General features: G+C 61.8%; 24 protein-coding genes. 6 read left to right on the forward strand and 18 right to left on the reverse strand.

Annotation, left to right across the window (positions count from 1 at the left end; translation table 11 throughout):
* Positions 1-1,401 carry an aminoacyl-tRNA deacylase and HDOD domain-containing protein gene (locus BV82_RS00245; protein ID WP_010225916.1) on the forward strand — a complete coding sequence of 467 codons (1,401 nt, stop codon included), beginning with the start codon at positions 1-3 and terminating at the stop codon, positions 1,399-1,401.
* 22 nt (positions 1,402-1,423) lie between these two features.
* Here BV82_RS00245 and BV82_RS00250 read toward each other — a convergent pair whose 3' ends face one another.
* From BV82_RS00250 to rubA, 10 genes are all read right to left on the reverse strand, one after another.
* Positions 1,424-1,798, reverse strand: coding sequence for a helicase (locus BV82_RS00250; RefSeq protein WP_010225918.1), 375 nt, complete (start codon positions 1,796-1,798; stop codon positions 1,424-1,426).
* 117 nt (positions 1,799-1,915) lie between these two features.
* Complete coding sequence (locus BV82_RS00255) at positions 1,916-2,305, reverse strand: hypothetical protein (protein ID WP_010225920.1); 390 nt, start codon at positions 2,303-2,305, stop codon at positions 1,916-1,918.
* Positions 2,296-3,303, reverse strand: coding sequence for an SEL1-like repeat protein (locus BV82_RS00260; protein WP_036995246.1), 1,008 nt, complete (start codon positions 3,301-3,303; stop codon positions 2,296-2,298). The genes BV82_RS00255 and BV82_RS00260 overlap by 10 nt, the downstream gene beginning before the upstream one ends.
* Entirely contained in the window at positions 3,300-3,830 is a 531-nt protein-coding gene (locus tag BV82_RS00265; protein WP_010225922.1) for a hypothetical protein, read from the reverse strand. The genes BV82_RS00260 and BV82_RS00265 overlap by 4 nt, the downstream gene beginning before the upstream one ends.
* Positions 3,827-4,207, reverse strand: a complete 381-nt coding sequence (locus BV82_RS00270; protein ID WP_010225923.1) for a hypothetical protein — start codon at positions 4,205-4,207, stop codon at positions 3,827-3,829. Before BV82_RS00270 ends, BV82_RS00265 begins: the two co-directional genes overlap by 4 nt.
* Positions 4,204-4,536: a hypothetical protein gene (locus BV82_RS00275; protein WP_010225924.1), complete on the reverse strand. Its 333-nt coding sequence runs from the start codon at positions 4,534-4,536 to the stop codon at positions 4,204-4,206. The genes BV82_RS00270 and BV82_RS00275 overlap by 4 nt, the downstream gene beginning before the upstream one ends.
* Entirely contained in the window at positions 4,533-4,751 is a 219-nt protein-coding gene (locus BV82_RS00280) for a hypothetical protein (RefSeq protein WP_010225925.1), read from the reverse strand. Before BV82_RS00280 ends, BV82_RS00275 begins: the two co-directional genes overlap by 4 nt.
* 179 nt (positions 4,752-4,930) lie before the next feature.
* Complete coding sequence (locus BV82_RS00285; RefSeq protein WP_003213368.1) at positions 4,931-5,206, reverse strand: HU family DNA-binding protein; 276 nt, start codon at positions 5,204-5,206, stop codon at positions 4,931-4,933.
* Between the two features lie 188 nt (positions 5,207-5,394).
* On the reverse strand, positions 5,395-6,543 hold the full coding sequence (locus tag BV82_RS00290; RefSeq protein ID WP_036995248.1) for an NAD(P)/FAD-dependent oxidoreductase: 1,149 nt from the start codon (positions 6,541-6,543) through the stop codon (positions 5,395-5,397).
* Between the two features lie 32 nt (positions 6,544-6,575).
* Positions 6,576-6,743 (reverse strand): rubredoxin RubA, encoded by a 168-nt coding sequence (rubA, locus tag BV82_RS00295; RefSeq protein ID WP_036995249.1) that lies wholly within the window; start codon positions 6,741-6,743, stop codon positions 6,576-6,578.
* 167 nt (positions 6,744-6,910) lie between these two features.
* Between rubA and BV82_RS00300 the strand changes: the two genes are divergently transcribed.
* Together BV82_RS00300 and ubiA are read left to right on the forward strand one after the other, a co-directional pair.
* Positions 6,911-7,474 carry a chorismate lyase gene (locus BV82_RS00300; protein ID WP_026001472.1) on the forward strand — a complete coding sequence of 188 codons (564 nt, stop codon included), beginning with the start codon at positions 6,911-6,913 and terminating at the stop codon, positions 7,472-7,474.
* The gene (gene ubiA / locus BV82_RS00305) at positions 7,474-8,361 is read left to right on the forward strand and encodes a 4-hydroxybenzoate octaprenyltransferase (protein WP_036995250.1); all 888 of its coding nucleotides are present in this window, start codon (positions 7,474-7,476) and stop codon (positions 8,359-8,361) included. The genes BV82_RS00300 and ubiA overlap by 1 nt, the downstream gene beginning before the upstream one ends.
* A gap of 57 nt (positions 8,362-8,418) precedes the next feature.
* On the opposite strand, the gene BV82_RS00310 is transcribed toward ubiA, so the two are convergent.
* Positions 8,419-8,793 carry a COG4315 family predicted lipoprotein gene (locus BV82_RS00310; protein WP_036995254.1) on the reverse strand — a complete coding sequence of 125 codons (375 nt, stop codon included), beginning with the start codon at positions 8,791-8,793 and terminating at the stop codon, positions 8,419-8,421.
* Between the two features lie 146 nt (positions 8,794-8,939).
* Between BV82_RS00310 and phoB the strand changes: the two genes are divergently transcribed.
* From phoB to BV82_RS00325, 3 genes are all read left to right on the forward strand, one after another.
* A complete protein-coding gene (phoB, locus tag BV82_RS00315; RefSeq protein ID WP_010225936.1) occupies positions 8,940-9,629 on the forward strand; it encodes a phosphate regulon transcriptional regulator PhoB in 690 nt (229 codons plus the stop codon).
* A 137-nt stretch (positions 9,630-9,766) separates the two neighbouring features.
* On the forward strand, positions 9,767-11,041 hold the full coding sequence (gene phoR, locus BV82_RS00320; protein WP_232531903.1) for a phosphate regulon sensor histidine kinase PhoR: 1,275 nt from the start codon (positions 9,767-9,769) through the stop codon (positions 11,039-11,041).
* Positions 11,042-11,154: 113 nt separating this feature from the next.
* Positions 11,155-12,495: a hemolysin family protein gene (locus BV82_RS00325; protein ID WP_036995255.1), complete on the forward strand. Its 1,341-nt coding sequence runs from the start codon at positions 11,155-11,157 to the stop codon at positions 12,493-12,495.
* 6 nt (positions 12,496-12,501) lie between these two features.
* On the opposite strand, the gene BV82_RS00330 is transcribed toward BV82_RS00325, so the two are convergent.
* The 7 genes from BV82_RS00330 to BV82_RS00360 all read right to left on the reverse strand — a co-directional run bounded on the left by BV82_RS00330 (position 12,502) and on the right by BV82_RS00360 (position 21,617).
* The gene (locus tag BV82_RS00330; RefSeq protein WP_010225940.1) at positions 12,502-13,398 is read right to left on the reverse strand and encodes a peptidoglycan DD-metalloendopeptidase family protein; all 897 of its coding nucleotides are present in this window, start codon (positions 13,396-13,398) and stop codon (positions 12,502-12,504) included.
* 244 nt (positions 13,399-13,642) lie between these two features.
* On the reverse strand, positions 13,643-14,539 hold the full coding sequence (locus BV82_RS00335) for a response regulator (protein ID WP_010225941.1): 897 nt from the start codon (positions 14,537-14,539) through the stop codon (positions 13,643-13,645).
* Between the two features lie 152 nt (positions 14,540-14,691).
* Positions 14,692-15,450: a phosphate signaling complex protein PhoU gene (gene phoU / locus BV82_RS00340; protein ID WP_010225942.1), complete on the reverse strand. Its 759-nt coding sequence runs from the start codon at positions 15,448-15,450 to the stop codon at positions 14,692-14,694.
* A gap of 121 nt (positions 15,451-15,571) precedes the next feature.
* Positions 15,572-16,405, reverse strand: coding sequence for a phosphate ABC transporter ATP-binding protein PstB (gene pstB / locus BV82_RS00345; protein ID WP_010225943.1), 834 nt, complete (start codon positions 16,403-16,405; stop codon positions 15,572-15,574).
* 97 nt (positions 16,406-16,502) lie between these two features.
* Positions 16,503-18,119 (reverse strand): phosphate ABC transporter permease PstA, encoded by a 1,617-nt coding sequence (gene pstA / locus BV82_RS00350; protein ID WP_174242345.1) that lies wholly within the window; start codon positions 18,117-18,119, stop codon positions 16,503-16,505.
* Positions 18,120-18,190: 71 nt separating this feature from the next.
* Positions 18,191-20,479 (reverse strand): ABC transporter permease subunit, encoded by a 2,289-nt coding sequence (locus BV82_RS00355; RefSeq protein WP_026001473.1) that lies wholly within the window; start codon positions 20,477-20,479, stop codon positions 18,191-18,193.
* A 139-nt stretch (positions 20,480-20,618) separates the two neighbouring features.
* Positions 20,619-21,617: a phosphate ABC transporter substrate-binding protein PstS gene (locus BV82_RS00360; RefSeq protein WP_010225946.1), complete on the reverse strand. Its 999-nt coding sequence runs from the start codon at positions 21,615-21,617 to the stop codon at positions 20,619-20,621.
* Between the last annotated feature and the right edge of the window lie 55 nt (positions 21,618-21,672).

Consider the following 21,672-nt stretch of genomic DNA (forward strand, 5'->3'; position numbering starts at 1 on the left):
ATGACTGAAGTTGCTCTGGACACCGCAACCCCCCACGCTCCGTCTGTTATCCGGTTGCTGCTCGACAAGCTCGGCATCGCCTACCGCGAAGTGAGCGAACACCCGCAGCTGCCGGCCGCCGCCAAAGTGCAGGCCGTACTGCTGGATGACGAAATCGGCGCGCTGATGGTGCTGTTCCCGCAGAACCAGTTGCTGGACCTCAGCCGCCTGACCGAGCTGACCGGGCGCAAGCTGGCCGCCGTGCCGCTGGAACGCCTGCGGCACATGCTGGAAAAGCACGGCCTGAAGCTGCTCCCGGGGATTCCGGCGCTGACCAGCTCACCGTGCCTGTACGAAGAGAACCTGCTACGGCCCGAGCGCCTGCTGATTCATTCTGGCGAAGCCGGCCTGTTACTGGAAATCGAGCGCGACGACTTCAAGAAGATGCTCAGCAAAGCCAGCGCCGGCAACTTCGGCGAATTGCTGAGCAGCATCCGCCCCAACCTTGACCGCCCCCATGACGACCGCGAGGAGATCTCCCAGGCCGTCCAGGCGTTCACCGCCAGGCGTATCCAGCAGCGCCTGGAAAGCACCATCGAGATCCCGCCGCTGGCGGAAACCGCACAGAAGATCATCAAACTGCGGGTCGACCCCAACGCCACCATCGACGACATCACTGGCGTGGTCGAAACCGACCCGGCACTGGCCGCGCAAGTGGTCAGCTGGGCGGCATCGCCCTATTACGCGTCACCGGGCAAGATCCGCTCGGTGGAAGACGCTATCGTTCGCGTGCTGGGCTTTGACCTGGTGATCAACCTGGCCCTCGGCCTGGCGCTGGGCAAGACCCTGAGCCTGCCCAAGGACCACCCGCAACAGACCACGCCTTACTGGCAGCAATCGATCTACACCGCTGCGGTGATCGAAGGCCTGACCCGCGCCATGCCCCGGGCCGAGCGCCCGGAATCAGGCCTGACCTACCTGGCCGGGCTGCTGCACAACTTCGGTTACCTGTTGCTGGCACATGTGTTCCCGCCGCATTTCTCGCTGATCTGCCGGCACCTGGAGGTCAATCCGCACCTGTGCCACAGCTACGTCGAGCAGCACCTGCTGGGCATCAGCCGCGAGCAGATCGGCGCCTGGCTGATGCGCTACTGGGACATGCCGGAGGAGCTGTCCACCGCCCTGCGCTTCCAGCACGACCCGACCTACGCCGGCGACTACGCCGCCTTCCCCAACCTGGTATGCCTGGCGGTGCGCCTGCTGCGTTCGCGCGGGATCGGCTCGGGGCCGCAGGAAAGCATCCCCGATGAGCTGCTCGAGCGCCTGAACCTGACCCGTGAGAAGGCCGAGGATGTCGTCAACAAGGTACTGGAAGCCGAAGCCATGCTGCGTGAGCTGGCCTCGCAGTTCAGCCAGCACTGAGGCATGAGCCTGACCCTGGCGGTCAGGCCTTCTTTTTCGGTTTCAGGTACTTCATCAGACCCTGGAACCAGATCACCAGCGCCGGGTTGCCCTTGATCTGGATGCTCTTGTCCTGAATCCCCTGCATGAAAGCCAACTGCTTGTTCTTGGCCTGCAGGGTGGCAAAGCCGAACGCAGCATCCTTGAAGGCGATGGCAAAGGCCGGCGCAGGGTGGCTGCCGGACTTGCTGCTGATGCGCAGGTCCTTGACGATGAAATGGCGCGCCGCCTTGCCATCGAGGGTCTGCAGCTGGAACACCAGGTCCTTGTCGGCCAGTTGCTGCTGGAAGGCAGGGTTGTTGCGGCTGGCCTTGGCCATCAGCAAGCCCATGGCCCAAAGGAGAAAGCGAAACTTCATGTGCACGCCTCGGCTAAAAAGTGACTGGCGAAGCAGTTTATAGTCTCGCTACAAAAACGCCATAGTTCTCTGCGCTTTACCCGATGATAGCCGCTGATTGCCTTGCAACCGGGTTGTTCACTGGCGCCTGACCTTGCTCAGCAGGTGCAAAACCAGCTGGTTCGCGCCGATTGCCGCCAATGCCGTGAAAAACCCCAGCACGCTGCAAAACAGCGCGCGCAGCGGATGCTGCGGCAGCAGGTACAAGAGGATCGCAGCAGGAATGGCGGCCGCCAGCAGCAACCGCCACTTGAGCCGAGGCACCAGCGCGATCACCAGGTTCATCAGCACCACGAAGTAGAAGATCAGGTACATGCCCATGCCAATCGCGACCCCGCGTGACATCAACCCACCGGCCATCTGCCTGTACATCGTCATGCCGGTATTGTGCAGCAACAGGTAAGTGACAATGGCCAACACGTGCACAGTCAGGGCGATTGCCAGGCGATAGGGGCGAGTTACAGGCATTTCTGCACCACATCCTCGACCACGCCTTTGTCGCTCAGGCGCTTGATGCCGTCCACGGCGCTATCGCGGTAACCGCTCGCCTCAAGCGCAGCTTGCTGGTAGCAAGCCATGGCGCGGGCATTGTCCTGCTGGCCAAGCTTGCCATTCTCATAGGCGTAACCAAGGTCCACCAGCCCCCTCGGCGACTCCAGTTTCGCCGATTGCTGCAAGGCTTGTAGCGCTTTGCCCGGGTTTTGGCAGGTCAAGTTCTCGGCATACTCTTCGCCGTAGCAAACAAAGTGCGCCAGCATGGCGCCGGCGTCGCGTTCAGTGCTCATGGCCGATTCCAGCAGTTGCACGATGGTCGCGTCCGGCAGCCGTTCGGCCTCTCCCGAAAAAATCAGGATGACCGCCTGCACCGCCGCTTCGTTGTTGCCCTTGGCAGCGGCACTGAGCAGGCTGTTGAGGGCGGCGTTCATCAGTTGCCCAGGGTTGTCGTAGAGCCCTGCCCTGCCCAGGTCCTCATAGAGCCTGGCACGCTCGACATCCAGCTCGCCGGCGACCTTCTCCTTGCGCCCGGTGAAGAAGCCTTCCAGGGACCAGTCGTCGATCCGCTGCAACACCCAGCACTGGCCACGGGAAAAGGTGTAGACCTTGAGCAGTTCGCCCTTGGTGTCGTGCAACACCACTTGCCGTATGCCCTCCTGCTCGACCACCAGGCCCAGTTCGGCACGCTTGGCCGGCTGCAGCAACGCCAGGGACGGGCGTTGTTCGGGGGTCAGCTTGCGAATCGACACACGCGGTTGCTTGCGCCCGGGGTAGATCCGTTGCTCGATCAGCGGGTCGGCTACCAGCGACTGCTGCAGCGCTTCGCTCTTGGCAAATGCGGCGAAGAAGGCGCCGAAGTCATTGTCGGAACAATCCGGCATGTCCGCCGGCGCGGCCACGCAGGTTGTTGCACCGGCCAGCAGCAGAAGCGAACAGAGCCGCTGACACCAGGCCATCGCCAAGCCTTTCATGATTTTCCTCTGTCGATCAGCTGTTGGGTTTGAGTGCACCAGTAATCACTGAACCCCAGCCAGTAACTCAGCACATCCCAGATAAAGCGCAAGGCATGTTCCGGCTTGCGGCAATCGGCCTGTTCGTCGGCCACCTCGTAGGGCGTATTGCTGATGAAATAGTTGAGCCAATGGGGCTCCCAGTTGGGCATTTCGATCTCGAAGTGCTGATCGGCCTTGAAGAATCTGATCCAGACAATGCCGACGGTGCCGCTGTCTTCATAGTCGCGCATGTCCAGGGGGGTCTGTGAGTACAGGGGGGTGCGATAGACCTGATGGCCGTTGCTGCGGTCAGTGATGCGCAGGTAGGCCAGGTCATCGAAAGGCACCAGCCAGCCACCCACCGGTATGTTCTCCATGCGATAGCGGCCAGACTCACTGACCACTCCGTATGCACTGGGCCGGTCGATCAGCACCTGAATGTTGTACCCCACCCACAGGACCAATGCCCCGACCGCCGCCAGGACGAAATAGCGCCGACGATTCAAGACTGCACCTCTTTGGCCGCTGGCAGCGGGCCCAGCCAATGGGTGATCAGTATCGCCAGCAAGGTCAGGCCACCGGCCAGGGGGCTGAAGAACATCGTGCGCACCGGGTGGTCCGGCATCAGCCAGTAGATGATCAGCGCCACCAGCGCGGCATTGAGCATGAGTTTGTGCTTGAGCTGCGGCACATGGGCAATCACCAGGCTGAAGATCACCATCACGTCGAACACCAACCAGACAATGGCGCCAGACGCCACGCCGCGGGCGGTGAAGCCGCCGTAGACCTGCTTGTAGTAATCGACCCCGATGTCGTTGAGCAGCAGGAACAGCAAACAGGCCAGCGCGTGCGCGACCAGGGCAATCAGCCAGCGGCGGGTCATCGGGCATTTCCTTGTAAGGCCTGGCACCAACTGCGCACATCGTTCCTGTCGAAGCCGGGGCAGTTGTTGTCGCGGGCGATATAGCGATAGGGGTGCGCGGTTTCGTAGGTGAAGTGGTAGTAGTTGTGCTTATCCTGACCGTACAGCCAGTACGACGAGGAGCCCTGGGAAATCTGGTAGGGCTCGAAGGTCAGCATTGAGGACTCGGCGGGGATGAAGTTGTCAGGTTCCATCCATAGCAGCAGCGCGTTCCAGTACAACTGCGTGGTAACGCCTGGCAGCAGCAGGAGTACCAGCAACGCCAGAGCGAACCATCTGCCTTTGCTCATGCCGGTGGCAGGTTCGCGTAGTAGGAGCCCACCAGTTCCATGACCACCACGGTGGTCAGGCAAATGAACGTCAGCAGGCGATGCCAGAGCTGGTCACGCCAGCGCCGGTGCAGGCCGGTGAGTATCAATATCAGGCAGACAAAGGCCAGGCTACCGAACAGGTTGCTGTCGGCGACACTCGCCAGGTAGTTGGGCAAGGTCAGACCGTCATACATGGCGTTGCCCTGCGCTAGCGGTTACTGCGAATCCTTCGATCTTCATCACGGCCCTCCCTGGACACTCCCATCGTTGCGACGGGGGCCGCGTATGCTAGCCAGATGCCAGGGCGGCGGCAATAAAAAACGGGCACCTTGTGCGGTGCCCGTTTTTTACTGCAATCGATCTGTGCGAGGCATCACGGATTGACGCTGTCCTTCAGGGATTTGCCTGGTTTGAAAGCAACGGTGTTGCTGGCCTTGATCTTGACCGGTTCGCCGGTTTGCGGGTTTTTACCAGTGCGGGCACCGCGGTGGCGCTGCAGGAAGGTACCGAAGCCGACCAGCGTCACGCTGTCCTTGCGATGCAGGGCGCCAGTGATTTCTTCGAGCACGGCGTTGAGCACGCGGTTAGCTTGCTCTTTGGTGAGATCGGCCTTTTCCGCGATGGCGGCGGCGAGTTCTGGTTTACGCATAGTGAAGCCTCTTTGACGGTTTTTTTGTTGTTATGCCGTGCTGCTCTTCAAGAACAGCGCCCAAGGCACCGCAGGCTCTAAACTGCGGCAGACGGGAGTGAGAATGGCATGCCCTCAGGGGCCGCGCCAGTCTCTGGGCGGCCATTGTTGGGGCAAAGGCAGGGGAAATCCGACAGAACGCCGGTTATTTACGCCATCAGCGCCGGAAGTTGCCGATTTAGAGCCAGCTTCTCCATGACCGCAGTGCCGGTCAAGGCATAGCCCAGCAACTGGCCGTCCGCATCGTGACAGAGCACCTTGAGGTCCGCACCCAGCCCTTCAACGCTCCACTGGCCTTCGCGGCCATGGGGCGGGGGCGAAACCACCAGCGGGCAGGCCGGGGTTTTCACTGTGACCGGCATCGGCCCATAGGCAACCGCTGTCGGGTTACCGGCCAGGGTTTGCGCCAATGCCCGGGCGCAGCTCATCAAGGGCATTACGTACAGCAGGTTGAGGCCATCGACTTCGGCGCAGTCGCCCAGGGCGAAGATATTGTCGTGAGAAGTGCGCAGCTGACGGTCGACCACCACGCCGCGGTTGACCTGCAGCCCCGCTGCCGAGGCCAGGTCGATGCGTGGTCGCAGGCCGACCGCCGAAACCACCAGGTCGCAAGCGATCACGCTGCCGTCTGACAAGTGCGCCTCCAGGCCCTGCTCCAGCCGCTGCAGGCGGGTCAGCACCGGCCCCAGGTGGAAACGCACGCCCAGCCCCTCCAGGCCAAGCTGTACGGCGGCAGCGGCCGCCGGGTGCAGCAAGGTCGGCATGACCTGCTCGCACGGCGCCACCAGCGCGACCTGATAGCCGCCCAGGCTCATGTCATTGGCAAATTCACAACCAATCAAGCCGGCACCGAGGATCAGCACCCGTTGCTTGCCGGCTGCCGCGACACGGAAACGGGCGTAGTCTTCGAGGTCGTTGATCGGGAAAATCAGGTCGGCAGCGTCGCCTTCGACCGGCACCCGCACGGTTTCGGCGCCCCAGGCCAGGATCAGGTCCCGATAGGGCACCTGCTCCTCGCCGATCCACAGGCGCTTGTGGCCGGGGTCGATGCCGCTGATGCGGGTGTGGGTGCGCACTTCGGCCTTGAGTTGCTCGGCCATGGCGCCGGGCTCGGCCATGCTCAGGCCGTCGGCATCCTTGTTCTTGGCAAAACCGGTGGAGAGCATCGGCTTGGAATAGGAGCGGCCGTCGTCGGCGGTGATCAGCAGCAACGGCGTTTCGCCGTCGAGCTTGCGAAATTCGCGGGCCAGGTTGTAACCCGCCAGACCTGTACCGACAATCACCACTGGAGCCGTCATGCGCTGCTTTCCTTGAATCTGTTTGGAGGGGATCAGCCGATGGCGATCATTTCGAAGTCCATTTTGCCGACGCCGCAGTCCGGGCACAGCCAGTCTTCGGGTACGTCTTCCCACTTGGTCCCTGGAGCGATACCGTCATCCGGCCAGCCCTCGGCCTCATCGTAGATCAGGCCACAGACGATACATTGCCACTTTTTCATTACGCACTTCCTCAAAGGACTCAGGCTTTGGAGTGGCCGCTCTGGTGAACATTACAATGGCGACCATCAAAGAGGGGCTTTGTACTGGAGCGAGGTGCCAGCATGCAAGCCGGATCGGGCAATCATGCTAAGCTCGGCGTCTCTCTGGCCTGTTATTCGATACCGCCGTGCCGTACGAAACATTGCAAGCGCCCGCTGCATTCTGGCTGCAGCACCCTGACGTGGCAGACAACACCCCGCCCGCGACCCTCGACTGGTTGTTCGACCAGGGCTCCCTGACCCGCCGCCTGATTCAATTATCCGCCGATCACTTTTCTGTTACACCTCTTTGCGAGGGTTGGCAGCGCTTGCGCGACGATGAATGCCTGGCCCTTGATCTGCCCCTGGGCAGCGAAGGCTGGGTGCGCGAGGTGTACCTGCGCGGCCATGGCCAGCCCTGGGTGTTTGCCCGCAGCGTGGCCGCGCGCAGCTCGCTGGAAAGCGGCGGCCTGGACCTGGCAGCACTGGGCAGCCGCTCACTGGGTGAACTGCTGTTCTGCGAAAAGGGATTTGCCCGGCGGCCCATCGAGGTCTGTCACTACCCACACGCCTGGCTGCCGGCGGAGCAACGCCATGAAGGCTTGTGGGGACGTCGCTCACGCTTCGACCGTGGCACCTTGAGCGTGCTGGTGGCTGAAGTGTTCTTGCCTACGCTGTGGATTGCTGCCGATAAACCCTCGGAGAACCGCTGATGTACCTGCAGCTGCTCAAGTCGTTCAATCGTCTGCATCCCCGGGCCTGGGACTTCATCCAGCTGAGCCGGATGGACCGCCCGATCGGCATCTACCTGCTGCTGTGGCCGACCCTCTCGGCAGTCTGGATTGCCGCCAAGGGCACGCCGACCGTCGCCAACGTGCTGATTTTCACCCTCGGCGTGGTACTGATGCGTGCCGCAGGTTGCGCAATCAACGACTTTGCCGACCGCAAGGTCGATGGCCACGTCAAACGCACCGCCGACCGTCCGCTGGCTGCTGGGCGGATCAATGCCCGCGAGGCGCTGATTCTGTTTGCCACGCTGGTCGGGGTGAGCTTCTTGCTGGTGCTGTGCACCAACGCCACCACGGTGTGGCTGTCGTTCGGTGCCGTGGCGCTGGCGGCCTGTTACCCGTTCATGAAGCGCTACACCTACTACCCACAGGTAGTACTGGGGGCGGCCTATTCCTGGGGCATCCCCATGGCCTTCACCGCCGCCACCGGCGAGCTGCCGGCCATTGCCTGGCTGCTGTACATCGCCAACCTGCTGTGGACCGTGGGTTACGACACCTACTACGCCATGGTCGACCGCGATGACGACCTCAAGATCGGGGTCAAATCCACTGCCATCCTGTTCGGCGAAGCCGATCGGGTGATCATTCTGACCTTGCAGGTGCTGTCGCTGGGCTGCCTGCTGCTGGCCGGCAACCGCTTCGGGCTGGGTGGCTGGTTCCACCTGGGGCTGGTGGCGGCGTTGCTGTGCTTTGCCTGGGAGTTCTGGTCAACGCGCAAGCTGGACCGCGAGTCGTGCTTCAAAGCCTTCCTGCACAACCACTGGGCGGGGCTGCTGATCTTTATTGGCATCGTACTGGATTACAGCTTCTGATTGTTTCGCGGGGCAAGCCTGCTCCTACAGGAGCTGGTTTACCCCGCGATGAAGCCACTAGGGTTTGGCAACGTGCCAGACATCTTTCATGCCATCGCCCATGGTGTCCCCCGCCTTCTTGTCTTTAACGAAGGTATACAACGGCTTGCCGTCGTAGGCCCATTGCATCGAGCCGTCATCACGCTTGATCTGCGTCCACTTGCCCTCGGCTTTTTCTCCTGCCTTGACCATCAATGGCGGCCAGTTTTTGGCACACTCGCCACTGCACATGGATTTGCCTCCGGTATCCTTGTCAAAGGTGTAAAGCGTCATGTCGGAATGATCGACCAGCATGCCGTTCTTCTCCATGGCATGATCAGCCAGAGCCACTCCCGGCAGCGCCAAGACAACTGCAGTGAATAGAGCCATCCAGTTCAGCGTATGTCGTGTCATTGGATTCACCGTAAAGCTCGGGAAAGGGAATTTAAGCCTAGCCCAGTAACAGAATGTTGCTGCAACGGCCCCCGAGCTGTCACACGACTGCAATAATTCCGTTATCTAATGCGGGCCAAGACACCTTTAATGGAAGAGGTTTAAGCATGGTTGGCAGAAACATTCTGATCGTTGACGACGAAGCGCCAATTCGCGAGATGATCGCCGTTGCATTGGAAATGGCCGGCTATGACTGCCTGGAAGCCGAGAATTCCCAGCAGGCCCATGCCATCATCGTCGACCGCAAACCCGATCTGATCCTGCTCGACTGGATGCTCCCGGGCACTTCCGGCATAGAACTGGCCCGGCGTCTCAAGCGCGATGAGCTGACTGGCGACATCCCGATCATCATGCTCACCGCCAAGGGTGAGGAAGACAACAAGATCCAGGGCCTGGAAGTCGGTGCCGACGACTACATCACCAAGCCATTCTCGCCGCGCGAGCTGGTGGCCCGGCTCAAGGCCGTGCTGCGCCGCGCAGGCCCAAGCGATGGCGAGGCGCCGATCGAAGTCGGCGGCCTGCTGCTCGACCCGATCAGCCACCGGGTGACCATCGACGGCAAGCCGGCCGAAATGGGCCCGACCGAATACCGCCTGCTGCAGTTCTTCATGACCCACCAGGAACGCGCCTACACTCGTGGGCAGCTGCTGGATCAGGTCTGGGGCGGTAACGTCTATGTCGAAGAGCGCACCGTCGATGTGCATATCCGCCGCCTGCGCAAGGCGCTGGGTGATGCCTACGAAAATCTGGTACAAACCGTCCGCGGCACTGGATACCGCTTCTCTACCAAGAGTTGAGAACGCTGCAAGCTGCAAGAAAGAGCAAAAGCAAACGCAGATCCGCTTCAACCTTGCAGCTTGTAGCTTGCAACGTGCGGCTGATCCGCTAAGGATCCCAATTGAACCAGAACTGGCATGGCACCCTGATTCGCCACATGCTGTTGCTGATCACTGTCTGCCTGCTGGCCGGCCTGATCAGCGGCTACTATGGCTGGAGCCTGGCCCTGGGCCTGGCGATCTACCTGGGCTGGACCCTCAAGCAACTGCTGCGCCTGCACGAATGGCTGCGCCTGCACAAACCCGATGAAGCACCACCCGATGGCTATGGCCTGTGGGGCGAGGTGTTCGACAGCATCTATCACCTGCAACGCCGCGACCAGCGCGTGCGCGGGCGCCTGCAGGCGGTAATCGACCGGGTGCAGGAGTCCACCGCCGCACTCAAGGATGCGGTGATCATGCTCGACAGCGATGGCAACCTGGAGTGGTGGAACCGCGCGGCGGAAACCCTGCTGGGCCTCAAGACCCCACAGGACAGCGGCCAGCCAGTGACCAACCTGGTGCGCCACCCGCGTTTCAAGGAGTACTTCGAACAGGAGAACTACCTCGAACCACTGGAAATCCCCTCGCCGATCAATGACCGCATGCGTGTGCAGCTGCATATCACCCGCTATGGCAACAACGAGCACCTGATGCTGGTGCGCGATGTCACCCGCATCCATCAGCTGGAACAAATGCGCAAAGACTTCGTCGCCAACGTCTCCCACGAACTGCGCACGCCGCTGACGGTGATTGCCGGCTACCTGGAAACCCTGCTCGACAACGTCGAAGAGGTGAACCCACGCTGGGTTCGCGCGCTGCAGCAGATGCAGCAGCAAGGCGGACGCATGCAGACCCTGCTCAATGACCTGCTGTTGCTGGCCAAGCTGGAAGCCACCGATTACCCCTCGGACAACCAGCCGGTGGCCGTCGATACCCTGTTGCAATCGATCAAGGGCGACGCCCAGGCGCTGTCCGGGCAACGCAACCAGCGCATCAGCCTGGAAGCCGAGCCGGGTATCCGCCTCAAGGGCAGCGAGGCGGAGCTGCGCAGCGCCTTCTCCAACCTGGTGTTCAATGCGGTCAAGTACACCCAGGATGAAGGCCAGATCCGCATCCGCTGGTGGGCCGACGAGCAAGGCGCGCACCTGAGCGTGCAGGACTCGGGCATCGGCATAGACCCCAAGCATTTGCCACGCCTGACCGAACGCTTCTACCGGGTCGACTCCAGCCGCGCCTCCAATACCGGCGGCACCGGCCTGGGCCTGGCAATCGTCAAGCATGTGCTGTTGCGCCATCGGGCGCGCCTGGAAATCAGCAGCGTGCCGGGCCATGGCAGCACCTTTACCTGCCATTTCGCCCCTGCCCAGATGGCGGTGCGCCAGGCCTCCTGAGCCGCCGCCCTTTAAATTTGCGCAGTCAGCCGCTACATTGGCTGACTCGCGCCAGCACGTGCTGGCATTGCTGTACTCCCTTTCTTAGAAGACGGACCCCGTAAAACTCCATCATGGACCCTTCCCCTGGTTTCAACCTCGCTGCACTTTTCGCCGATTTCGGCATGATTCTTTTTGCTCTGCTGCTGGTTCTGCTCAACGGCTTTTTCGTTGCCGCCGAGTTCGCCATGGTCAAATTGCGCTCGACCCGGGTCGAGTCGATTGCCGAGCAGCATGGCTGGCGCGGGCAAATCCTGCGCACCGTGCACAGCCAGCTGGACGCCTACCTGTCCGCTTGCCAACTGGGTATCACCCTCGCCTCGCTGGGCCTGGGCTGGGTTGGTGAACCAGCCTTCGCCCACCTGCTCGAGCCGCTGCTGGGTGCGGTCGGCGTCGAATCGCCGGAAGTCATCAAGGCCATCTCGTTCTTCAGTGCCTTCTTCGTCATCTCCTACCTGCACATCGTCGTCGGCGAGCTGGCGCCCAAGTCCTGGGCGATCCGCAAGCCCGAACTGCTGTCGTTGTGGACGGCGGTGCCGCTGTACCTGTTCTACTGGCTGATGTACCCGGCGATCTACCTGCTCAACGCCAGCGCCAACGCCATCCTGCGTATCGCTGGCCAAGGTGAGCCCGGGCCGCACCACGAACACCATTACAGCCGTGAAGAGCTCAAGCTGATCCTGCACTCCAGCCGTGGCCAGGACCCCAGCGACCAAGGTATGCGGGTGCTGGCGTCCGCGGTGGAAATGGGCGAGCTGGAAGTCGTCGACTGGGCTAACTCCCGTGAAGACATGGTCTGCCTCGATGCCAATGCGCCGCTCAAGGAAATCCTCGCGATGTTCCGCCGGCACAAATTCAGCCGCTACCCGGTGCTCGATGCCGAGCGCGGGGAGTTCATCGGCCTGCTGCACATCAAGGACCTGCTGCTGGAGCTGGCCGACCTCGACCATATCCCCGAGTCGTTCAACCTGGCCGAGCTGACCCGCCCGCTGGAGCGCGTGTCGCGGCACATGCCGCTGGCCCATCTGCTCGAACAGTTCCGCAAGGGCGGCGCGCATTTCGCCCTGGTCGAGGAAGCCGACGGCAAAGTCATCGGCTACCTGACCATGGAAGACGTGTTGGAAGTGCTGGTCGGCGATATCCAGGACGAACACCGCAAGGCCGAACGCGGCATCCTTGCCTACCAGCCGGGCAAGCTGCTGGTGCGCGGCGACACCCCGTTGTTCAAGGTCGAGCGCCTGCTCGGCGTGGACCTTGACCATATCGAAGCGGAAACCCTCGCCGGCCTGGTCTACGAGACCCTCAAGAGGGTGCCGGAAGAGGAAGAGCTGCTGGAAGTCGAAGGCCTGCGCATCATCATCAAGAAGATGAAAGGCCCGAAGATCGTCCTGGCCAAGGTGCTCAAGCTCGATTGAGCCGCCTCAGGGGTTGCCGGCGGTAAAATTCGGCAACCCACCGACGGGCTGGTTGAACTGGTAGGGAATCGACTCCAGCGCCAGCCCGACGTTGCGCTGCACCACAAAATGCAGATGCGGCCCGCTGCTGTTGCCGGTATTGCCGGACTTGGCCAGCGGCGTGCCATACACCACCCGCTGCCCTTCCCTGACCACCACCGAGCCGCGCATCAGGTGCAGATACACGCCCATGGTGCCGTCTTCGTGGAGGATCCGTACGAAATTGCCCGAAGGATGGCTGCCACGGCCGCTCTGGCTGTTTTCAGTCTTGATTACCACCCCTGCCCTGGCGGCGATGATCGGCGTGCCCTCGGGCATGGCGATGTCCATGGCATAGCGACCCTTGGGCCCGAAGTGGCTGTAGCGGCCATTGGGCCCCTGGGACAGGCGAAAGGGCCCGCCACGCCAGGGCAAGGGGTAGCGGAAGGCCAGTTGGCGCTGGCCCGGGTTGCCCAGGGCGTAAGAGAATTTCTCCTTGTAGCTCACCGGCCTGCCGGGCTGCCGCGCACTTAGCAGGGTCAACGGCATCGTCGTGCGCGCCGGTATTACCCCCCGTACCAGCCGTGACGCCCCACCCTGCACATTGCCCATGCGCTGCAAACGCAGCTCCACCTCGACTGGCGCGTAAGTGTCGTTGCGCGCACTGAAGCGCACACCACCGGCAAACCGGCTGACCTGCAACTGCACCTGGGTGTCCAGCTGTTCGACCATCCTGTCGCCAAAGACAAATGCCCGGCTGCCGGGAATCGGGCGATCGGAATAAGACACCACGCCATAAGCGTCGGTACTTTTGTACAGGGTGATGCCCAGCACAGGGCTGCAAGCCGTGAGCAAGGCGCAGAACAGCAGCGTGCGTGCAGGCATGAGTAGTGGCTTTTTGACAGTTGATGGTCTGTCGAAGCCTAGCAGCAGATTTTGGCGGGGATGCGGCGAGAGTGTTTCAGGGGTGTGCCAGGAGACGAGCGGTGCATTGATCGCCGGCAAGGCCGGCTCCTGTAGGAGCGGGCTTGCCCCGCGAGGAGGCCAGCCCAGTCAATACATCAGGTGTTGTCTGGATTGCGACCGCTGCGCGCTCGATCGCGGGGCAAGGCCCGCTCCCACAGGGCCGTCAGGCCCCCGGTACGAAGTGCTTCTGCGCCGATCCGCGGGCGATCAAGCGCGACAGGTAGTCGAGCTTCTGCGCATCCTGGTCAACAAACTTGAAGGTCAGTTGCAGCCAGTCGCTGTCCGGCTTGGGCTCCAGCGCGGCAATCGCATGCAGGTAGCCGTTAAGACGCGCGATCTCGGCGTTCTCGCCCTGCTCCAGGTCGAGTACCGCACCTTCCAGTACCTGTGGCAGGGTTTCGCCACGACGCACCACCAGCAGCGCCTCCTTGAGGCTCAGCGCCTTGATCACGCACGGCTGAACGCCGCTTGGCAAACGCAGTTGGCCCTGGCCACGACCTGCCGGTGCCGCAGCGCCAGGCTTGGGAGCGCTCACCAACGGTTTGGCCGCTGCCACGGGGGCCGCTGGCGCTGTCGGCTTGACCGTTTCGGCACGGCCGCCGGTCAGGGCGCTCAGCGAGTCGTTGGCAAAGGCCGAACTGGCGCGGGTCGGCGCACTGGCCAGCAAGGTGTCGAGTTTGCCAACCTTGGTCAGGGCTTTCTTCACCTTGGTCAGCAGTTGCTCGTTGGTGAATGGCTTGCCGACAAAGTCCGAAACCCCGGCCTGAATCGCCTGGACGACGTTCTCCTTGTCGCCGCGGCTGGTGACCATGATGAACGGCAAGGTCTTCATCGACTCCTGCTGGCGGCACCAGGTCAGCAGTTCAAGACCGGACATTTCCGGCATTTCCCAGTCGCACAGAACCAGGTCGAAAGTCTCACGGCTCAGCAAGGTCTGGGCCTTGCGACCGTTGACCGCGTCTTCGATGACGATACCGGGGAAGTAGTTACGCAGGCACTTCTTGACCAGGTCGCGAATGAACGGCGCATCATCCACAACCAACACACTGACTTTACTCATCGCCACTCCTATTGAATCCCGACTAGCATAACGCTGACTGATGGCCATTTGCCAAACATTGGGTCACGCCGGGACTCGTTGTTTCGTTCGCGGCTGCCTCACCCGCAAACGAAAACGCCCGGCCAAGGCCGGGCGTTCATTCTCGGGCAGTCTTAGTTATCGTCAGATTTGCCCGGAACATTAGCGCTTTCACCACTGCGCTGAACCTCTTCTTGCATACGCTTGAGGCCCAGGTGACGCACATCGGTGCCGCGTACCAGGTAGATCACCAGTTCGGAGATATTACGGGCGTGGTCGCCGATACGCTCCAGCGAACGCAAGGCCCAGATCACGCTGAGAACACGCGAGATCGAGCGTGGATCTTCCATCATGTAAGTGACCAGCTCGCGCAGGGCGGTCTTGTACTCGCGGTCGATGGTCTTGTCGTACTGAGCGACCGAGAGTGCCAGGTCGGCATCGAAACGGGCAAAGGCATCGAGGGCATCACGGACCATGTTGCGCACCTGGTCACCGATGTGACGCACTTCGACATAACCACGCGGCGACTCGCCTTCCTCGCACAGCTGGATGGCGCGGCGGGCAATCTTGGTCGACTCGTCGCCGATGCGCTCCAGGTCGATCACCGACTTGGAAATGCTGATGATCAGACGCAAGTCGGACGCCGCCGGCTGGCGCCGGGCAAGAATGCGCACGCACTCTTCGTCGATATTGCGCTCCATCTGGTTGATCTGTTCGTCGACTTCGCGCACCTGCTGGGCCAGGCCAGAATCGGCCTCGATCAGCGCGGTAACCGCGTCGTTGACCTGCTTCTCGACCAGGCCGCCCATCGCCAGGAGGTGGCTGCGAACCTCTTCGAGTTCGGCGTTGAACTGCTGGGAGATATGGTGGGTAAGGCTGTCTTTATCGATCATGCTTTCGCTCCGCGAAAAAGCTTCAAGTAGCAAGCTTCAAGCTTCAAGTTTGTTCGTGTCGTTCCCGGGCTTCACGCTCGCCACTTTCTTGCAGCTTGCGGCTTGAAGCTTGCAACTGCCGTTAACCGTAACGGCCAGTGATGTAGTCTTCGGTCTGCTTCTTCGCCGGATTGGTGAACAATGTGTCGGTATCACCGAACTCGACGAGCTTGCCCATGTACATGAACGCGGTGTAGTCGGAGACCCGCGCCGCCTGTTGCATGTTATGGGTAACGATGACGATGGTGTACTTGGACTTGAGCTCGTAGATCAGCTCTTCAACCTTCAGCGTCGAGATCGGGTCGAGTGCCGAGCAGGGCTCGTCGAGCAGCAGCACTTCTGGCTCCACGGCGATGGTGCGGGCAATCACCAGACGTTGCTGCTGGCCACCGGACAGACCCAGCGCCGACTCATGCAGGCGGTCCTTGACCTCATCCCACAGTGCCGCGCCCTTCAACGCCCACTCAACCGCTTCGTCGAGCACGCGCTTCTTGTTGATGCCCTGGATGCGCAGGCCGTAGACCACGTTCTCGTAGATGGTCTTGGGGAACGGGTTGGGCTTCTGGAACACCATGCCAACCCGGCGGCGCAGCTCGGCCACGTCTTCGCCCTTGCGGTAGATGTCGTTGCCGTAGAGGTTGATCGCACCTTCGACGCGGCAGCCGTCAACCAGGTCGTTCATACGGTTGAACGTACGCAGCAAGGTCGATTTACCGCAGCCGGACGGGCCGATGAAGGCGGTCACGCGCTGCTTGGGGATGTTCATGCTGACATCGAACAGGGCTTGCTTGTCGCCGTAGTACAGGCTCAGGCCAGGCACTTCGATGGCTACGGTTTCTTCAGCCAGGCGCAGGCTCTGTTTGTCGCGACCCAGGGCCGACATGTCGATACCGTGAGAATGGGTTTCATGTTGCATGATTTCACTCCGTTTGTAGCTGCAAGCTTCTAGCTGCACGCTGCAAGTTTGAGCAAAAGCGGCGTGTAGCTTGCCGCTTATGGCTAATAGCTTTCAGTCAACTATCCAGCGCCTTGTACTTCTCGCGCAGGTGGTTACGAATCCAGACCGCCGAGAGGTTCAACGTGGCGATTACCAGCACCAGCAGCAACGCGGTGGCGTACACCAGCGGCCGCGCGGCCTCGACGTTGGGGCTCTGGAAGCCGACGTCATAGATGTGGAAGCCCAGGTGCATGATCTTCTGGTCCAGGTGCAGGTACGGGTAGTTGCCGTCCACCGGCAGCGAAGGCGCAAGCTTCACCACCCCCACCAGCATCAGCGGCGCCACTTCACCGGCGGCGCGGGCCACGGCGAGGATCATGCCGGTCATCATCGCCGGGCTGGCCATCGGCAGGACGATCTTCCACAAGGTCTCGGCCTTGGTCGCACCGAGCGCCAACGAGCCTTCGCGGACCGTGCGCGGAATCCGCGCCAGGCCTTCTTCGGTGGCCACGATCACCACCGGCACCGCCAGCAGCGCCAGGGTCAGCGAAGCCCAGAGCAGGCCCGGGGTACCCAGGGTCGGCGCGGGCAAGGCTTCGGGGAAGAACAACCGGTCGAGCGAGCCACCCAGCACATAGACGAAGAAGCCCAGGCCGAACACGCCGTAAACGATTGCCGGAACACCCGCCAGGTTGTTCACCGCGATACGGATCAAGCGGGTCACCGGGCCCTGACGCGCATATTCACGCAGGTACACCGCCGCCAGTACGCCGAACGGAGTGACGATCACGGCCATGATCAGGGTCATCATCACGGTACCGAAGATCGCCGGGAAGATCCCGCCTTCGGTGTTGGCTTCACGCGGGTCGTCGCTGAGGAATTCCCAGACCTTGGCAAAGTACACACCCAGCTTGGTGAATACGCCCATGCCGTTTGGCTGGTAGGCGTGCACCACCTTGCTCAGGTTGATTTCCACCTCACGACCATTACCGTCCTTGGCTACCAGGCTGTCGCGGCCGAAGTCCTGGTGCAGGCCGCCCAGGCGCTCTTCGATGGCCTTGTAGCGGTTGTTCAGCTCCGCGCGCTCGGCTTCGATATCAGCCTGAGCAGCGGCATCCAGCTTGCCATCCAGTTCCAGCTTGCGGGTCTGCAGGCGCAGGCGCTCAAGGCCGTAGTTGATCGCACCGATGTCTTTCTTCTCAAGCCTCTGCAGCTCGCCGGCCAGCTTGTCGGCACGCTTGAGGCGGTTCTGCAGTTCGCTCCAGGCGGCCTGGCCTTCGGCGACCACCTTGCCGTTCTCCTTGACGCTGACCAGGTAGCCGTAGAAGTTGCCCCACTCGCGGCGCTCCAGGGCGATCAGGTCGACCGGCTTCTGCTGGTCGGTCAGCCATTCGCCAACCACCCAGGTGAAGTCGCTGCCGTTGAGGTCGCGGTTACCGATCTTGATCAGCTCGCGGGTCATGAACTCAGGGCCTTCGTCAGGCACCGGCAAGCCGGCACCCTTCAGACGCGCGCGAGGTACTTCTTCCTTCTGCACCACTTCGCCGACGACGATGTGGTTGGCCTGGCCAGGCACGTTGTAGCTGGCTTGCAGCAGGTCGGCCGGCCAGAAGTGGCCAAGGCCGCGCACGGCGATCACGGCGAGCAGACCAATGGTCATGATCACCGCGATGGCGACCGCGCCACCGCTCATCCAGACGCCAGGGGCGCCGCTCTTGAACCAGCTTTTGAGGGAATCCTTTTTCACGGATCGCTACCTTTCTATCAAAGCGACGAGTATTTCTTGCGCAGACGCTGGCGAATCAGCTCGGCCAAGGTGTTCATCACGAAGGTGAACATCAGCAGCACCAGCGCGGCGAGGAACAGCACGCGGTAATGACTGCCACCGACTTCCGATTCGGGCATCTCCACCGCAACGTTGGCCGCCAGGGTGCGCATACCTTCGAACAGGTTCATTTCCATGACCGGGGTGTTGCCGGTGGCCATCAGCACGATCATGGTTTCACCCACGGCGCGGCCCATGCCGATCATCAGCGCGGAGAAGATCCCTGGGCTTGCGGTCAGGATGACCACGCGGGTCAGGGTCTGCCACGGCGTGGCACCGAGCGCCAGCGACCCCAGGGTCAGGCTGCGCGGCACGCTGAACACGGCGTCTTCGGCGATCGAGTAGATGTTCGGGATCACCGCGAAGCCCATGGCAATGCCCACGACCAGGGCGTTGCGCTGGTCATAGGTAATCTTCAGATCGTTGGTGATCCACAGGCGCATGTCACCGTCGAAGAACCAGGTCTCGATGAACGGGCTCATGTACAGGGCAAACCAGCCGGTGAACAGGATCACCGGGATCAGGATCGCCGCTTCCCAGCCATCCGGCACCCGCAGGCGCAGCGACTCGGGCAGACGGCTCCAGGTGAAGCCGGCGACCAGGATGCCCAGCGGCATCAACAGGAACAGGCTGAACACACCTGGCAGGTGACCTTCAAGGAATGGCGCCAGGAACAGGCCGGCGAAGAAGCCGAGAATCACCGTCGGCATCGCTTCCATCAGCTCGATCACCGGCTTGACCTTGCGGCGCATGCCCGGAGCCATGAAATAGGCGGTGTAGATGGCGGCAGCAATGGCCAGCGGCGCGGCCAGGATCATCGCGTAGAACGCAGCCTTGAGAGTACCGAAGGTCAGCGGCGACAGGCTCAGCTTGGGTTCGAAGTCCGTGTTCGAGGCGGTCGACTGCCAAACGTACTTGGGCTCGTCGTAGTTCTCGTACCAAACCTTGCTCCACAGCGCGCTCCAGGACACTTCCGGGTGCGGGTTCTTCAGGCTCAGCGGCAGCAGCTTGCCGCCTTCTTCGATGATGATGCGGTTGGCCCGCGGCGACAGCGCCAGGATGCCCGCGCCTTCCGCGGCCGGTTCGACCAGCAGGGTACGGTGCGCGGTGCTGTGGAACACCCCGAGCTTGCCGTCGGCATCGAGGGCGACGAAACCCTTGCGGCGTTCTTCGGCATCGATCTGCACGATCGGCGCCTTGCCCATCTGGAATTCGCGAATGCGCTTGAAGCGCTGCTCGCCATCCGGGTCGCGAGCCATGAACCACTGGGCCAGGCCGCCTTTGGAGTCACCGATGATCAGCGAGATACCGCCCACCAGCTGGGTGCTGGCAGTGACTTCGGCATTGCCGTCGTCGAGCAGCTTGTAGCGACCGTTGAGGCTCTTGTCGCGCAGGCTGAAAACGTCGGCCTGGGCGCGACCGTTGATTACATACAGCCATTGCTGACGTGGGTCGATGAAGATGGCTTTGACCGGTTCGGTCATCTGCGGCAGGTCGATGCGGCTCTGCTCGCTGGTGACTTCGCCGGTCATCATGTTTTCTTCACGGCTCAGCGACACCACCTGCAGGTGCGCACCGGTAGAGCCGGCCACTACCAGGGTCTCGCCATTGACGTTGAGGCTGACATGTTCCAGCGCGCGGCCCTGGTCGTCCAGGGTGAACGGCTCCTGGCCATACGGGAAGTCGATGGCCGGACTGATGGTTTTCTTGTTGTCCGGGTAGGTGATCTTGTAGCTGTGGCTGAACGCCAGCGCCTGGCCGTTGGACAGGCCCAGCACCACCAACGGGTTGCCCGGCTGATCGGCACCGATCGAAGTCACCTGGGTACCGGCAGGCACCGGCAGATCCACACGCTTGAGCTCGGCACCGGTCTTGGTGTCGAAGAACAGCGCCTGGCCCTTGTCGGAAACCCGCATGCCGACCAGGTTCTGCTCTTCAAGGGCAATCATCAGTGGCTTGCCGGCGTCCTGCTGCAGCCAGGTCGGCTCCAGGGCCTTCTTGCTGGTCAGGGTCGCGCCCTGGAACAGCGGCACGACCACGTAGGCCAGGTAGAAGAAGATCAGGGTGATTGCCGCCAGCACGGCAAGCCCGCCCACCAGTACATACCAGCGGGTCAGGCGGTCCTTGAGCGCACGCATGCGCCGCTTGCGTTGCAGTTCGGGCGTATTGAAGTCAATCCGCACGGGGGGAGAATTTTGGGTCATTGTGGAGTTGGCCAGATCATTCATGCGCACACCCTAGCGGTCCCGTATGACAAAAACATGACAATGCAGTGACGCAAAAAAGCCCGCCGCGCAGATACCCCTGGCAGCGGACTCGCAATGAGTGGCGAGACCGGGACAAAACCCGACCCCGCCGGTCTTTCACTTACTTCTTCGCAACGTTGCCGTTGTGGTTCAGACCTAGGTCCGCCAGGGCTTTATCAACCACTTTGGCAGGCAGCGGGATGTAACCGTCCTTGACCACGACTTGCTGGCCGGCTTGCGACAGGACCAGCTTGACGAACTCGGCTTCCAGCGGGGCCAGAGGCTTGTTCGGCGCCTTGTTGACGTAGACGTAGAGGAAACGCGACAGCGGGTAAGTACCGTTCAGGGCGTTGGCTTCGTTGTCTTCAACGAAAGCACCGCCTTCTTTCTTGGCCAGAGGCACGGTCTTGACGCTGGCGGTCTTGTAACCGATGCCCGAGTAACCGATGCCGTTCAGCGAGCTGCTGATCGACTGCACGACCGAAGCCGAGCCCGGTTGTTCGTTGACGTTCGGCTTGAAGTCGCCTTTGCACAGGGCTTCTTCCTTGAAGTAGCCATAGGTGCCGGACACCGAGTTACGGCCGAACAGCTGCACTGGCTTGTTGGCCAGGTCGCCGGTCACGCCCAGGTCGCCCCAGGTTTTCACGTCGGCCTTGGCACCGCACAGGCGGGTCGAGGAGAAGATCGCATCGACCTGGGCCATGGTCAGGCCTTTGATCGGGTTGTCCTTGTGCACGAACACGGCCAGGGCGTCGACGGCAACCGGGATGGCGGTTGGCTTGTAGCCATACTTCTGTTCGAAGGCCTGCAGCTCGACGTCCTTCATCTTACGGCTCATCGGGCCGAGGTTGGCGGTACCTTCAGTCAGCGCGGGTGGCGCAGTAGAGGAGCCGGCAGCCTGAATCTGGATGTTTACGTTCGGATATTCCTTTTTGTAGGCCTCAGCCCACAGGGTCATCAGGTTGGCCAGGGTATCGGAACCGACGCTGGAGAGGTTGCCCGACACACCGGTGGTCTTGGTGTAGGTCGGAATAGCAGGGTCAACAGCGGCAACCGCATTGGCGGTGGCAACGCCAGCGGCGACGAAAGTCAGGGCCGCCATCAAACGCTTCAGTTTCATGCCTTGCTCCTAGCAGGAATTGGGGTGAGATGGATCGGGCCCAAGTATCTGCAGG

Source organism: Pseudomonas donghuensis (assembly GCF_000696345.2).
GTDB classification, from domain to species: Bacteria; Pseudomonadota; Gammaproteobacteria; order Pseudomonadales; family Pseudomonadaceae; genus Aquipseudomonas; species Aquipseudomonas donghuensis.

Bases quoted from the DNA above. Each gene is read 5' to 3' on its own strand.
- BV82_RS00275 (WP_010225924.1), bottom strand. From the start codon at position 4,536: ATGAGCAAAGGCAGATGGTTCGCTCTGGCGTTGCTGGTACTCCTGCTG.
- BV82_RS00355 (WP_026001473.1), bottom strand. From the start codon at position 20,479: ATGAATGATCTGGCCAACTCCACAATGACCCAAAATTCTCCCCCCGTG.
- rubA (WP_036995249.1), bottom strand. From the start codon at position 6,743: ATGAAAAAGTGGCAATGTATCGTCTGTGGCCTGATCTACGATGAGGCC.
- BV82_RS00280 (WP_010225925.1), bottom strand. From the start codon at position 4,751: ATGTATGACGGTCTGACCTTGCCCAACTACCTGGCGAGTGTCGCCGAC.
- BV82_RS00360 (WP_010225946.1), bottom strand. From the start codon at position 21,617: ATGAAACTGAAGCGTTTGATGGCGGCCCTGACTTTCGTCGCCGCTGGC.
- pstB (WP_010225943.1), bottom strand. From the start codon at position 16,405: ATGCAACATGAAACCCATTCTCACGGTATCGACATGTCGGCCCTGGGT.
- pstA (WP_174242345.1), bottom strand. From the start codon at position 18,119: ATGAGCGGTGGCGCGGTCGCCATCGCGGTGATCATGACCATTGGTCTG.
- phoB (WP_010225936.1), top strand. From the start codon at position 8,940: ATGGTTGGCAGAAACATTCTGATCGTTGACGACGAAGCGCCAATTCGC.
- ubiA (WP_036995250.1), top strand. From the start codon at position 7,474: ATGTACCTGCAGCTGCTCAAGTCGTTCAATCGTCTGCATCCCCGGGCC.
- BV82_RS00330 (WP_010225940.1), bottom strand. From the start codon at position 13,398: ATGCCTGCACGCACGCTGCTGTTCTGCGCCTTGCTCACGGCTTGCAGC.
- BV82_RS00255 (WP_010225920.1), bottom strand. From the start codon at position 2,305: ATGCCTGTAACTCGCCCCTATCGCCTGGCAATCGCCCTGACTGTGCAC.
- BV82_RS00310 (WP_036995254.1), bottom strand. From the start codon at position 8,793: ATGACACGACATACGCTGAACTGGATGGCTCTATTCACTGCAGTTGTC.
- BV82_RS00245 (WP_010225916.1), top strand. From the start codon at position 1: ATGACTGAAGTTGCTCTGGACACCGCAACCCCCCACGCTCCGTCTGTT.
- phoR (WP_232531903.1), top strand. From the start codon at position 9,767: ATGCTGTTGCTGATCACTGTCTGCCTGCTGGCCGGCCTGATCAGCGGC.
- BV82_RS00250 (WP_010225918.1), bottom strand. From the start codon at position 1,798: ATGAAGTTTCGCTTTCTCCTTTGGGCCATGGGCTTGCTGATGGCCAAG.
- phoU (WP_010225942.1), bottom strand. From the start codon at position 15,450: ATGATCGATAAAGACAGCCTTACCCACCATATCTCCCAGCAGTTCAAC.
- BV82_RS00285 (WP_003213368.1), bottom strand. From the start codon at position 5,206: ATGCGTAAACCAGAACTCGCCGCCGCCATCGCGGAAAAGGCCGATCTC.
- BV82_RS00335 (WP_010225941.1), bottom strand. From the start codon at position 14,539: ATGAGTAAAGTCAGTGTGTTGGTTGTGGATGATGCGCCGTTCATTCGC.
- BV82_RS00325 (WP_036995255.1), top strand. From the start codon at position 11,155: ATGGACCCTTCCCCTGGTTTCAACCTCGCTGCACTTTTCGCCGATTTC.
- BV82_RS00260 (WP_036995246.1), bottom strand. From the start codon at position 3,303: ATGAAAGGCTTGGCGATGGCCTGGTGTCAGCGGCTCTGTTCGCTTCTG.
- BV82_RS00290 (WP_036995248.1), bottom strand. From the start codon at position 6,543: ATGACGGCTCCAGTGGTGATTGTCGGTACAGGTCTGGCGGGTTACAAC.
- BV82_RS00270 (WP_010225923.1), bottom strand. From the start codon at position 4,207: ATGACCCGCCGCTGGCTGATTGCCCTGGTCGCGCACGCGCTGGCCTGT.